Here is a 12,136-nt window from a genome sequence, read left to right on the forward strand (position 1 = left end):
GGCGCGGCCCGGCCCGGTCATCAGACGCTCATCGCCACGCGCTGCCCGAGCTCGTGGCCGATCCGCTCGAACGTGCCAGCGTTCTCCTGCTTCTGCACCAGGTTGGTGCGCAGGACCTGGGCGCACTGCAGCTCGCCGAGCAGCAGCGCCTTGTCGATGAGGCCCTGGTACGCGCCGATGCCGAAGTGCGCCAGGCGCATCTCGGTGTCCACGGTGTACAGCTCCATCGCCTCCATCGGCGGGGCCTGCCCGGCGAACGCCTGGAACTCCGCCCGCATGCCGTCGATCGTCATGCAGGCCACGTCGACCGGCTCGGTCTCCATCATCGCGAAACACGTCTCGAGGTTCGCGATCTTCTGCCGGCCCTGCTGCTGCTGGGCGCGCAATATCTGGGCGAGGGGGCTCTGCTCGGACTGCGCGAGGATCTCGCCGACCAGGTCGTTGCTCTTGCGCTCGGCGTCGTACATGCCCGACATCTCGTAGAGGAACAGGTCGACGGGGCTGTCGAAGGCCATGGCTTCTCCCTGTCTGGGTTTGGGGACGCCCACAGGTCCGGATTTGGGGACGCCTACGGACCTACCCGCAATCCCCACGGCACCCACGCTGTCCGGCGGGCGGGAAAGGGGTGGTTCGCCGACCCTTACTGAATCGGTTAATATACTGCGGCGCAACGAGAAGCGAGGCTGGCATGATGTCCCTCATCGACCGGTCCCCGGTTGCGGGCGAGTGCTTCGAAGTTGCAACCTGGGCGGGTGGATCGGGTGGTCATCGTCGGCGCCGGCCCCGTCGGCGTGACGGCGGCGATCCTGCTCGCCCAGCGCGGGGTCCCGTCCCTGCTGCTGGACCGCTACCCTGACCCGTATCCCCTCCCGCGCGCCGTCCACGTCGACGACGAGGTGATGCGCATCCTGCAGGCGGCCGGCGTCGCCGAGGACTTCGGCAAGGTCAGTCGCCCCGGCCTCGGCCTGCGCCTGCTCGACGCCCGGCACCGGGTGATGGCCGAGTTCCGCCGGGACGCCGCCGCGGGCCCGCACGGCTACCCCCAGGCGAACATGTTCGACCAGCCGGACCTGGAGCGGCTGCTGCGCGCCCGGATGTCCGCGCTGCCGCTGATCGAGTTCATCGGCGGCGCCTCGGTCTTCGCCGTGACCTCCTCCTCCGTCTCCTACCACCCGCCGGCCGGCGGCCCCCCGCTCACCGTTCCCGCCGCGGCCGTCCTGGGCTGCGACGGCGCCAACAGCACCGTGCGGTCCCTCATCGGCTCGTCCCTGCTCGACCTGCGCTTCGCGGAGCGCTGGCTGGTCGTGGACGGCGAGTGCCCGTCCGAGCTGTCCGCGTGGGGCGGGGTGCACCAGGTGTGCGATCCCCGCCGGGCGGCGACGTTCATGCAGCTGGGGCCGCGGCGGTACCGCTGGGAGTTCCGGCTCCTCGAGGGTGAATCGGACCTCGAGGTGGAGCCGCTCCTCGCCCCGTGGCTGCGGTCCGTGCCCGTGCGGATCCTGCGGCGGGCCGAGTACACCTTCCGCGCCAACGTGGCCTCCTCATGGCGCTCCGGCCGCGTGTTCCTCCTCGGCGACGCGGCCCACCAGACGCCGCCGTTCGTCGGGCAGGGCCTGGGGGCGGGGCTGCGGGACGCGTACAACCTGGCCTGGAAGCTCGCCACCGACCTGACGACTCCCGGAGGTGCGTCCGAGCTGCTCGCGTCCTACGAGCGCGAACGCGTGCCCCACGTCCGGGCCCAGATCCGCCTCGCCAAGCTGGCGGGGTGGGCGATGACGGGCGGCCAGGACCGCGCGGCGGCCGTGCGCCGTATCGTGCTCGGCGCCGTCTGGCGCCTGCCGGGCCTGAAGGGACTGGCGCTGCGTTCGACGAGCCCCGCACTGCGCGGCGTGGGCCGCGGCCGCCTGGCCGGCACCCTGGCCCCGCAGCCCTCACCCCGCCTGGACGAGGCCCTTGGCGACGGCTGGGCGATGCTGTACACGGGAGCGCAGCCGCCCGGCTTGCCAGGCCATCGCCTGGTCCACGTCACCGACGAGCTGGACCCGGCGGGCTCCCTGCGCCGCTGGATGCGCGGCCGGACGGTGATCCTCCGCCCGGACCGGGTGGTTGCCGCGACCCGGAGGCTAACCGAAGAGCGGTAGATCGACGAGCTCGGGCAGGGACCCCTTCCGTGCCCCGCCCGAGGTCGCGGTGGCGGGAAAGACGAGGTGGACCTGATCGCGGACGAGGTCCCGCAGCCGGCGTCCGTCCTCGGCGAGCAGGTCCGGGCTGAAGACGGCGACTCGTCCGAACATGGCCAGCGCCTGCTCGGCGCGGACGAGGTCGCCGTCCTTCACGGCCTCCCTGACCGCCTCGTAGGCGCCCTGGAGCTCGGGGCTGCCGGCCCAGTCGTCGCGCCGTGTCGCGGCGGTGACGCCGACGACGAGATACGGGAACTGCACGGCCGAACCGTCCGGCCGAACGAGCCGACGGTCCTCGGCGATTGCCAGATGCCGCAGTGACGGATCGTCGCGGGAGGCCCGCACGACGCAGTAGTAGCCCGGAACCGGATCGGAAAGGCTCGCGACCAGGCCGATTTCCAGCGATGGCCCGTCCGGGGCGCCCAGCAGCGTGTTCAGCGCGGCCTGTGCGGTCGCGACCAGCATCCGGGGAACGGCGAGGTAGCCGACCCCGACGTACTTCGTGATCTCCTCGACGAGCCCCAGATACGGCTCGAGCAGATCGGTCGTGGGAATCGCGAACAGCCCGACCTGCAGTTCGACGTCGCCGCCGCGATACGGCACCGGGCCCAGAATGCGCTTGTCCATCAGGACGATCCGGTCCAGGGTGCCGGGCCGGGCCCCGCGGATCGCCTCGGGCGTGACCAACGTGACGAACTCGACGTTCTCGCCCGTGCGGGATTGCAGCGAGACGCGACTGGTGACCGAGGCGTGGATACGGCGGGTTCCGGCGCGCTGGTCGCTGACGTGCATCGAGACCAGATGGGCGCTGAGGTACGCGCTGTCCGCCTTCACCGGCGTGGCCCGCCCCGGATCGTCGGGCGTCAGCGGCAGATGGGTGAAGAACCAGTCCTCGGACCCGGTCCTGCGGATCCTGTCCCACCACGTCATTGGTCGATCCCCAGAGCGGTGAAGGTCTGCTCGGCCCAGATCCAGACCGAGTACGCGATGCTTGCCTGGATGCTGGACCGTGCGACGGCGAACGCCACGATTCGGTCCGAGGTGTCGATGAGCGCCGCTCCGGAATCACCCGGTCGCGTGAGCGGTTTCGTGTACACCTTCGAGGCGAACGATTGCTGCGGATCGAGAGCGCTGATGTCCACACCGAGGATCTCGGTGTCGATTCTTCCCTCGACCGTCCGGTAGAAGGCGGCGGGCTCGCCGATACCCGGCAGGACGGCCCTGCGGACGCCGGCCAGGCCGACGAGCGACTCGACGGCCAGGGAACCGTCGATCTCGACGATGCACGAATCGGTCGTGGCATCGCGAACGATCACGGTTCCGTTCGCGTCGCCGATGTTGATGCGGCAGTCGGTGCTTTCGACCGCATGCAGCGCGGTGGTGACGCGGGACGGCCGGCTTCCGACGAGGATCGCGCCCACGGTCGCGCAATTCGCGGTGGCGTCGGTGCTGACGCCCACCGGCGGGACCGGCACTCGCGTGGGCTCCTCCGGCTGGGTCCCGACCACGAGAATCCCGAACTTCTGGGCTCGGGAGATTTCCCGAATCGCCTCGCGAACCTGCTGGACGGAGACCTCCGGGTACTTCTGCCGGAGCCGGTCGGCGGCCGTTGCCGTGCGCGCGGCCTGGCTGCGGAAGAAAGAATCGGCCAGGACCAGCTGGTCGAGGTTCATCGGCAGCCGGCGCGGGCCGCGTTCGAACCCGTCAACCATCACCAGCAGGTTGAACCGGGTGCCCTGCGCGTGGGCCACGAGAATCTGGTGCGTCGGCGCTCCCTCGGCGCCGATCGCGTGCAGCGCATCGGCGAACCGGGGACTCTGGGTGACCGTCCACCAATAGATGGCGGCGAGCAGCGACTCGGGACTCTCGTTGCCGGCCACCGTGGCGGCGATGCGACCGCTCGCGCTGCCGCTGCGGGCCAGTGGAGCGCCGACCTGCGAGCCCAGGTACCGATCCATCATCGCGCCCAGGTCGGGCGGGTTGTTGCCGAACCCGCCACCGAGTCCGCGGCCGCCGCCGGGCGGCGGCGGGCCCTGCGCGTCGTCCCGGGAGCCCGGGGCGGACGCCGGCCCGGGGCGTGGATCGGGCGCCCTGGGGGCCGATCGCGGAACCGCCCAGCGGTCCGGCCCGGTGGGCTCCCGCCGAGCCGGCCGGCCCGGGTTCCCTCCGGGCCTCGGGTGCGGCATACCCACTCAGCGGCTCCTCAGCCACGGACGGCGAATGATGCCGGACAACCTGCGGCGCAGCAGTGCCGCGAGCCAGCGGCGCGGGCGCTCTGGAGGCTCCGCGAGCGCGCCCCGCGACGGTGCCTTGACCGCCATGTCTTCACCTTAGATCGAGGAATCGTGATTCCTTCGAGAAGGTAACAGTCCCGGGGTGCCCTGCCGCAGGGCTGATCGGTCAAATCGCGGTATGACACGGGCCGGCCGATCGGCCACGCGGGCTCGATCGATCGTCGAGCCGATTCCGGCCGGCCGCGGTGTTGCGTGCCTGCGAGCCGTACTGCCGGGTTCACAGCTCCAGCGGGATCCGTGCCCCGTCCGGAAGGGTCAGGGTCAGGTCCGCGGTGAGCGGCGGGGCCGCGAACGCCACGGTCTCCTCAGCGCTCGCTCCCGGGCGCAGGTCGACGGCCACGGCGGGCGGCGCGGCCAGGCGGCCCAGCGGGGCGCCGTCGGCGGTGACCGTGATCGCGGCGGGATCGACGTGCCGGACGGTCGACCCGGTGTTGGTGAACCGCACGGTGATCTCCAGGTCGCCGACCAGGTCAACGCTGGTGACCACGTGGGCCGGGCGGGGTGCCGCGGTGCTGGTGGCGGTGCTGCGGGCCGGGATCGTGGCGCCGGCCTCGGCCGAGGCCGGCGCCAGAAGGCCGAACGCGCCGCCCGCCGCGATGCCCGTCGCCGCGGCCAGGGTGACCGCGCGGAATGCGTCGCGTGCCAGGCCCATCGTCGTGACCCCCGTCAGCCGGAACCGTGTGTCGCCGACAGCTTCACACGGCGGGCTGAGGTTCGGGTGTGGTGCGACTGAGGTGCGATTTCAGGCCGTCAGCCGGACGGAGGGCTTCTTGTCCTCCGCCGTCGGGCCCCAGGACTCCAGCGCCACCTCGGCACCCAGTTCGGACTCGACCGCCTCGACCCAGTCGGTGACCGGCGCGTACTCGGGCTCGACCAGCGCCAGAGCCTGGGTCATCGCCTCCTGACGGGGGAGATCACCCGGGGCGCCGACGACGAGGGCGGCGGCGATGCGCGATGCCGCCGGATCAGGGGCGGGGCGGTAGCGGTGGCAGAGTTGGCTCACGCCCAGGTCGAGGTGGGTCAGGGCCAGGCCGTCCACGCCGCCGGCCGCCGCGAGCGCGTAGCGGTGCAGCGGGGCGTCGAAATGACCGACTCGGAACGCGCCCTGCCAGGGGTTGGCGGGGTTGTTCGGGTCCGAGATTCCCAGCTCGGGGGCCTCCGTGGGCAGGGGGCCGGCGCCGTGGCGGGTGGTCACCGTGCGCAGGACGCCCAGGCGGAACGCCGGCTCGCCGTCCAGCAGGGTCTCGGCGTTGGCGAACGTGGTCGTGCTCCAGGTCGTGTACGGGTGGAAGCCGTGCCACTCGTCCAGCAGCACGCCCTGGGCGCCCTCGAAGACGCAGGTTCCGGTGGGTCTGAACCCGTCGACCAGGCGGACCGTCGCCGCGAAGCCCGCGTACGCGGCCACGCACGCCTCGACCGGTGGGCCGGCCACGCCCAGGCGGTGGCGCAGCAGGGCCAGCTTGCGGCGCAGGGTCGGCGGGTCGGCGCAGTCGCCGGCGCGCGGGGCGTCGTCGGGGTGCGCCAGGGAGTACGCCATCGTCTCGCCGACGCCCATCCCGCAGGAACCGTGCCGATCGGCGCCCCGCGCGATCTCCTTGGTCCGGTTCGCCTCGCGGTGGTACGGCGTGGAGATCAGCGCCGCCCGGTCGACGCTCAGGCGCGCCCAGATGTCGGACGCGCCCAGCGCGATGAGGTGCTCGGCCTCGGTGACCAGCGACAGCGGGTCGACGACCATGAAGCGGGACAGGTGCGTGCGCACGCCGGGGCGCAGCGAGCCCGACCCGAACTGCGCGAACGTGTGCTTGCGGCCGTCGGCGAGCACGACCGTGTGCGCCGCCTGCGCGCCCCCGTTGAACCGGACGACGGTGTCGATGTCGCGGGTCGCGCACAGGTAGTCGACGGTCGTGCCCTTGCCACAGTCGCCGAAGCCGAGGTCGACCACGATGTAGTGCATCTTGATACCAATCAATGTCAACTCGCGAGAGAGCGACGGACGTCGGCTACAGGCGTTCGACGTTGGCCGGGCCGGCCAGGTCCGACGGCGTGTCGCCGGTGGCGACGGGCGCGCGGCCGCTGCCGATGCGGGCCAGCGCCTTGCCCACCGAGCCGGCCGCGCTCGAGCCGACCTCGTCCAGGTCCGCGAGGCCCTCGTCGAGGTCGATGCTGTCCTCGCCGAGGCCCACGGTCAGCGCGATCGTCTCGCAGACCGCGTCGAGGTCGTCCAGCGCGATGACGTTCTGGCCGAGCAGGTCCCGCCAGAAGTCGAGGATCGCCGTGTTGCCCGCGTACGACGAGCCGGCCGGCAGGATGTAGTACGTGTCGTAGGTGCGCCGGACCTCGTCGACGATGGTGCGCAGGGCGATCGCCTCGCCGAGCCGGTCGCCGACGACCGCCTCGACCTCGCGGGGCTTGACCAGGTCGTAGGCCTGCTCGTCGCCGATGATGAACAGGTACCCCCGCTTGCCCCGCTTCTCGTAGCAGTCGATCGAGGTGTGGCGGGCCATGAAGTACATCGCGAGCTCGTACGACTCCGTCATCTGCCCGCCCCCGCCGCCCTCGAGCACGAAGCGGCTCAGGTTCTCGTCGAGCCGGTTGTCGGACTCGAACTGCCCGACCTGCAGCGGCACCCGGTCGCAGGTCGCGTCGCCGATGGCGCCGAAGAGGATCTGCGGGTCCTTGACGTAGCCCTTGCGCAGCAGCAGGCCGAGCAGCTGCGGCAGCTTCTGCTGCAGCACCCGCGGCACCGAGCCCATCGAGCCGGTGACGTCGAAGAACACGGCGATCGCGACGGAGTCGGGGTGCTCGTCACTGTCGCGGCTCTCCCGGACGGCGACGCCCTTCGGGTCGAGGGTGGAGTGTGCGGTACGCGCGCCAGAATCGCTGTACGCGAAGGCGCTCGTGCCGGTGGCGCGCCGGTAGCGGTCGGCGGCATCGTAGACGTCGGTCGACCAGGCTCCACTGCCCATGGGAGTTCTCCTTCGAAAGAATGGTCAGAGCGTGAACGGACGGAACTTGCGCGGGCCGTACAGTCGATGCAGTAGTTCGTCGAACTCCTCCAGGAGCCTCCAGGCGTCGTCCGGGCGCTGGCGCGGCGCGGCGAGCCGGCAGCCGTCGGCGAAGCGGCGCAGCGGCTTCGGGGCGCGGTCGCCGATCAGCCCCGCCATGAGACCCGCCGCCATGTAGATGTCGGTGTACGGCCCGGGAGTGCCGCGGCTGAGCACCTCGGCCGGATATTCGTCGCGGTGGCCGGGCACGATCGCCGGGATGCGGTCGCCGGCCTCCGAGGCGCTGTAGCACCAGTCGACGAGCACCACGCCGTGCTCGTCGGGCTCGATGAGGACGTGCTCGGCCACGACCGCGCCGTGCACGACGCCCGCCCGGTGGGCGAGGCCGAGGGCCACGAGCAGCCGCCGCCACATCCAGGCCGCGTCCCGCGGATCCAGCCCCTCGGCGCGGCGTTCCCGCACCTCCTTGAGGCTGTGCAGCCGCGCGGCCGACACGCCGATCACGTTGGCTCTCCGTGTTTCGGACTTGCCGGATTTCATGTGAAAAGTCTCGACAAGCCGCGGCACATACGGCAGGTACCGCGGATCGCCGTGCGAGGCCAGCCGGCGCAGTGCCGTCGCCTCGCGGGCCATGAGGTCGTTGCAGGCCGGGTCGCGGACGAGCTTCAGATGGCCCTCCGGCACCCGGTAGAGGTTGGCCAGGTCGCCGCGGTGCTCGAGGGTCTCCGTCGAGTAGGTGCCGCGGGCGCTGCGGATCACGCCGCGATTGCGCCACAGCTGCGACAGGCGGGCGAAGGCCTTCGTGCCCCGCGGTCCCGCCGCGTCCGGGTGGACGAGCTTGGCGAGCATCCGGTACCGCTGGTGCGCGTCCCCGCCGCCGAACAGCTCCTCGGCGGTGGCCCGCTCGACCAGTGCGATGGCCTCGTCGGAGTTCACCGGACCGTCTCCTCCCGGCTCGGCATCAGCAGCGCGGGGTGCAGCAGCTGGGCGTCGCCGGCGCGGTACAGCTTGGCCCGGGGCCCGCCGCGCGCCCCGCCGCGCTCCGTGGTGTTCCCCGTGCTCTCGACGAAGCCGGGCACCGAGAGCACCTTGCGGTGGAAGTTGCCGGCGTGCAGCGGCTCGCCCCACACCGTCTCGTACACGGCCCGCAGGTCGGCGATCGTGAACTCCTCGCCGACGAATCGGGTCGCGAGCGGCGAGTACTCCAGCTTCGAGCGCGCCCGCTCCAGCCCGTCGGCGAGGATCGTGGTGTGGTCGAAGGCGAGCACCTCCGGCCGGTCGTCCATCGGCACCCAGGCGGCCTCCCGCGCGTCGGTGCCGGACACGGGGTCGGGCAGGTGCGGGGCGAAGGCGACGTACGCCACCGAGAACACCCGCATCCGCGGATCCCGGTCCGGCGTGCCGTAGGTCCCCAGCTGCTCCAGGTGCAGCCGCCGGTGCGCGGTGGCGACGCCGGTCTCCTCGGCCAGCTCCCGCGCGGCCGCCGTGGGCAGGTCCTCCCACTGCCCGACGAACCCGCCGGGTAGCGCCCACATGTCCTTCATCGGCGGGCAGGCCCGCCGCACGAGCAGCACGTGCAGCCGCCCGTCGCGGATCGTGAACGCCACGACGTCGACGGTCACCGCGACCGGCGGATACCGGTGCGGGTCGTAGTTGGCGAGGAAGTCCGACTCTTCAGTGCCCACGGTCCGAGGTCCTTCTCAGCTGGAGTCTTTCTCGTTCTGAGTATTACTCGATCTGAGAACAACATAAGCCCGCAGTACGGCTCCGCGCAACGTGGATTTCTGTCGGCTTTCAGTGCCGGAACAGTCGCAGCCCGGTGCGGGTGAGGGCGATGCCGCGCCGCTCGGCCGCCGCGGCGACCAGCTCGGAGCGGGTCGAGCCGCCGGGCTCAGGCTCGACGATATCGACCGCCCCGGCCGCCGCGGGGTGCGGCGGTGACCCGATCCTGCGCGGAGGGCTCGTCGCCGACGGTGGCGAACCGGCGCCGGCGCCACAGCCGCGCCTTCTCCCTGGCGAGCCGGATACAGTCGACCCGCGACTGCTGCCCGGCCCCGACGCCGAGCGTCGCCCCGTCGCGGACCAGCGCGACCGAGTTCGACTGGGTGTACCGCACCGGCCGTCGCCGAGCTCGCGTCCCATCTCGATCTCGCGCTCGGCGTTGTGCGATCAGCGCCAGCCGCAGGTCGGCGGAGAGCCCCTCCGGCACCGGGGCGTCGTCGCGGCGCTGGACGAGCCGCAGGCCGTGCAGCTCCCGCACCTCCTCGCCGGGCGGCTCGAACGCCGGGTCTGCCTCCAGCGCCAGGTACCCGCCGCCCTTCTTGGCGGCCAGCACCCCGACCGCCCCCGGCTCGTAGCCGGGCGCGACGATCCCGTCGCTGACCACCCGCCGCAGCGGATCGGTGAGCTCGGCGGTGACGGGCACCGACACCGCGACGAAGTCGCCGTAGGAGCTCTTGGGGTCACGGGCATTAGGCCCGGGTCACCGCGTCGGCACCGTCATCGACCCCAAATAGCTTGGCGGTGACCGCGTCGACGGGCCCGGCGAGCGCGGCCCCGGCCGGCGAGACGTGCTTGAACGAGGCCGCCGCCACGCCCCCGGCCTCGTTGACGAGCTGCCAGGCGGCGACGGCGTCGAGCAGGTTCAGATACGAGGGCCGCACGTGCACGACGGTGGACGGCTCGGGGCCGACCGGCTCGGCCGCCGCATGCCGTATCGCAGCCGCGCAAGGACCTCCGGACGCACTCGACGTGACGCGTCGCGGATGCCCAGGCGGTCGGCGGCCGACGTGACCACGGCCGATCTCCGGTGGTGCTCCACCTTCGCCAGTCGCGGCCGCGCTCAGAGCATATGTCGGGCACGCGGCTTCGGCGGTGCGGCTTCCGTATCCACTACACCGTACCATTCCGAGAAAAGTTCATGTTTCCGGCCCTCCGCAGCGTGACGGTGCCCCCACGCGGAGCTAGGCCGAGCGGTTGCGCTCCCGGCGGACGATCGGGCGGCGGCCCTTCAGGGTCGTGCGGCGCAGCGTGTCGATCACCTCGTCGACCGCGCCGTCCGGGACCTCGACCAGCGAGAACCGGTCCGCGATCTCGATCGCCCCGATGTCGCGGCCGCTCAGGCTCGACTCGCCGGTGATCGCCCCGACCAGGTCCTGCGGGCGAATCCCGGCCGCCCGCCCCGCGCCGACGAACAGCCGCGTCATCCCGCCGGTCGGCGCGCGCCGCCCGCCGGTCTCGCGGCCGCGGCCGCGCCCGTCGGCGTCGCGGACGCTGACCCGGCGGCCGGGGCGCTCCTCGCGCTCGCGCGGTTGGCGCAGCGTGACGTCCGGGATCTCCTCCTCGTCGTTCTCGCCGACGCCGGTCGCCTCGTGGGCGAGCTTGACCGCAGCGAGCGCGATCTCCATCGGGTCGAACTCCTCGGCCAGCGACTCGACGATCGCCCGGAACCGCTCCAGCCCGACGTCGGCGATGAGGCTCTCGTGCAGCGCCGCGCGCGTCAGCTCCATCCGGCGGGCGCGCAGGTCGGCGACGGAGGGGACCTTCTCCACGGAGATGCGCTGCTTGGTGACGCGCTCGATGGTCTTGAGCATGCGGTGCTCACGCGGCTCGGCCAGGGTGATGGCGACGCCCTCGCGGCCGGCTCGGCCGACGCGGCCGATGCGGTGCACGTACGACTCGGGCGCCGACGGCACGTCGTAGTTCACCACGTGCGTGAGGTGCTCGACGTCCAGGCCGCGGGCGGCGACGTCGGTGGCCACGAGCAGGTCGGCGGTGCCGTTGCGCAGCCGGGCCATGACGCGGTCGCGCTGCTCCTGGCCCATGCCGCCGTGGAGGGCCTCGGCGCGGTATCCGCGGCCGTTGAGGGTCTCGGTCAGCTGGTCGACCTCGTCGCGCGTGCGGCAGAAGACGATCGCCGCCCCGGGGGCCTCGACGTCCAGGACCCGGCCGAGGGCGGCCGGCTTGTGCGCCCGCGGTACGACATAAGCGACCTGACGCACCAGCGGCGCCTCGCCCGCGGGGGTCGGCTCCCGCCCGATCTGGATGCGCACCGGGTCGTTGAGGTGGCTGCGGGCCAGCCCGTCGATCCGCGGCGGCATCGTCGCCGAGAAGAGCACGGTCTGGCGGTCCTCGGGCGTCTCGGCCAGGATCGCCTCGATGTCCTCGGCGAAGCCCATGTCGAGCATCTCGTCGGCCTCGTCGAGCACGACGACGTGCAGGTCGTGCAGGTGCAGGGTGCCCCGGCCGATGTGGTCGAGGGCCCGGCCGGGGGTCGCGACCACCACGTCGACGCCGAACTCCAGCGAGCGCAGCTGGCGGCCGATGGGCTGGCCGCCGTAGATGGGCAGGACGCGGACGCCCAGATCCCGGCCGTATCGATGAATCGCCTCCGACACCTGCACCGCGAGCTCGCGGGTCGGCACGAGCACCAGCGCCGCGGGGTTGTCGCCACCGGGCGCGGGCAGGCGCTGCAGCAGCGGCAACGCGAAGGCGGCGGTCTTGCCGGTCCCGGTGGCGGCCTGGCCGAGCAGGTCGCGCCCGGCGAGCATCGGCGGGATCGCCTCGCGCTGGATCGGGGTCGGCTCTTCGTAGCCTAAACCGGACAGCGCCTTGAGTAGTTCGTCGCGTAGCCCGAGGTCGCCGAAGCTGGTCATGT

The 12,136-nt window shown here is 72.4% G+C and carries 12 protein-coding genes and 1 riboswitch; of the genes, 1 reads left to right on the top strand and 11 read right to left on the bottom strand.

The window, feature by feature from the left end:
• Positions 1-20: 20 nt before the first annotated feature.
• Positions 21-515: a ferritin-like domain-containing protein gene (locus tag ACQPY0_RS13690; protein ID WP_432988574.1), complete on the bottom strand. Its 495-nt coding sequence runs from the start codon at positions 513-515 to the stop codon at positions 21-23.
• A 237-nt stretch (positions 516-752) separates the two neighbouring features.
• On the opposite strand from ACQPY0_RS13690, the gene ACQPY0_RS13695 reads away from it, so the two are divergent.
• On the top strand, positions 753-2,141 hold the full coding sequence (locus ACQPY0_RS13695; RefSeq protein ID WP_432988576.1) for a bifunctional 3-(3-hydroxy-phenyl)propionate/3-hydroxycinnamic acid hydroxylase: 1,389 nt from the start codon (positions 753-755) through the stop codon (positions 2,139-2,141).
• On the opposite strand, the gene ACQPY0_RS13700 is transcribed toward ACQPY0_RS13695, so the two are convergent.
• From ACQPY0_RS13700 to ACQPY0_RS13745, 10 genes are all read right to left on the bottom strand, one after another.
• Complete coding sequence (locus ACQPY0_RS13700; RefSeq protein ID WP_432988578.1) at positions 2,124-3,110, bottom strand: hypothetical protein; 987 nt, start codon at positions 3,108-3,110, stop codon at positions 2,124-2,126. The genes ACQPY0_RS13695 and ACQPY0_RS13700 overlap by 18 nt on opposite strands.
• Positions 3,107-4,141, bottom strand: coding sequence for a hypothetical protein (locus tag ACQPY0_RS13705; protein ID WP_432988579.1), 1,035 nt, complete (start codon positions 4,139-4,141; stop codon positions 3,107-3,109). Before ACQPY0_RS13705 ends, ACQPY0_RS13700 begins: the two co-directional genes overlap by 4 nt.
• Positions 4,142-4,691: 550 nt before the next feature.
• Positions 4,692-5,126 carry a hypothetical protein gene (locus ACQPY0_RS13710; protein WP_432988581.1) on the bottom strand — a complete coding sequence of 145 codons (435 nt, stop codon included), beginning with the start codon at positions 5,124-5,126 and terminating at the stop codon, positions 4,692-4,694.
• Between the two features lie 90 nt (positions 5,127-5,216).
• A complete protein-coding gene (locus ACQPY0_RS13715) occupies positions 5,217-6,428 on the bottom strand; it encodes an adenylosuccinate synthetase (protein ID WP_432988583.1) in 1,212 nt (403 codons plus the stop codon).
• Positions 6,429-6,474: 46 nt separating this feature from the next.
• Positions 6,475-7,440, bottom strand: coding sequence for a hypothetical protein (locus tag ACQPY0_RS13720; protein ID WP_432988585.1), 966 nt, complete (start codon positions 7,438-7,440; stop codon positions 6,475-6,477).
• 24 nt (positions 7,441-7,464) lie between these two features.
• Positions 7,465-8,415 (bottom strand): lipopolysaccharide kinase InaA family protein, encoded by a 951-nt coding sequence (locus ACQPY0_RS13725; RefSeq protein WP_432988587.1) that lies wholly within the window; start codon positions 8,413-8,415, stop codon positions 7,465-7,467.
• Complete coding sequence (locus ACQPY0_RS13730) at positions 8,412-9,164, bottom strand: NUDIX hydrolase (protein WP_432988589.1); 753 nt, start codon at positions 9,162-9,164, stop codon at positions 8,412-8,414. Before ACQPY0_RS13730 ends, ACQPY0_RS13725 begins: the two co-directional genes overlap by 4 nt.
• A 206-nt stretch (positions 9,165-9,370) precedes the next feature.
• Positions 9,371-9,910 carry a hypothetical protein gene (locus ACQPY0_RS13735; RefSeq protein WP_432988591.1) on the bottom strand — a complete coding sequence of 180 codons (540 nt, stop codon included), beginning with the start codon at positions 9,908-9,910 and terminating at the stop codon, positions 9,371-9,373.
• Positions 9,911-9,950: 40 nt separating this feature from the next.
• Positions 9,951-10,142, bottom strand: coding sequence for a hypothetical protein (locus ACQPY0_RS13740; RefSeq protein ID WP_432988593.1), 192 nt, complete (start codon positions 10,140-10,142; stop codon positions 9,951-9,953).
• Positions 10,143-10,239: 97 nt separating this feature from the next.
• Positions 10,240-10,323, bottom strand: a riboswitch (ZMP/ZTP riboswitch).
• A 119-nt stretch (positions 10,324-10,442) separates the two neighbouring features.
• Positions 10,443-12,134, bottom strand: coding sequence for a DEAD/DEAH box helicase (locus ACQPY0_RS13745; RefSeq protein WP_432995220.1), 1,692 nt, complete (start codon positions 12,132-12,134; stop codon positions 10,443-10,445).
• Positions 12,135-12,136 lie beyond the last annotated feature (2 nt).

It is taken from the genome of Dactylosporangium sp. CA-233914 (assembly GCF_050942935.1).
In the GTDB taxonomy this organism is placed as follows: Bacteria; Actinomycetota; Actinomycetes; order Mycobacteriales; family Micromonosporaceae; genus Dactylosporangium.

Coding starts and splice junctions, on each gene's coding strand:
- ACQPY0_RS13690 (WP_432988574.1), bottom strand. CDS start 515: ATGGCCTTCGACAGCCCCGTCGACCTGTTCCTCTACGAGATGTCGGGC.
- ACQPY0_RS13700 (WP_432988578.1), bottom strand. CDS start 3,110: ATGACGTGGTGGGACAGGATCCGCAGGACCGGGTCCGAGGACTGGTTC.
- ACQPY0_RS13745 (WP_432995220.1), bottom strand. CDS start 12,134: ATGACCAGCTTCGGCGACCTCGGGCTACGCGACGAACTACTCAAGGCG.
- ACQPY0_RS13720 (WP_432988585.1), bottom strand. CDS start 7,440: ATGGGCAGTGGAGCCTGGTCGACCGACGTCTACGATGCCGCCGACCGC.
- ACQPY0_RS13710 (WP_432988581.1), bottom strand. CDS start 5,126: ATGGGCCTGGCACGCGACGCATTCCGCGCGGTCACCCTGGCCGCGGCG.
- ACQPY0_RS13705 (WP_432988579.1), bottom strand. CDS start 4,141: ATGATGGATCGGTACCTGGGCTCGCAGGTCGGCGCTCCACTGGCCCGC.
- ACQPY0_RS13715 (WP_432988583.1), bottom strand. CDS start 6,428: ATGCACTACATCGTGGTCGACCTCGGCTTCGGCGACTGTGGCAAGGGC.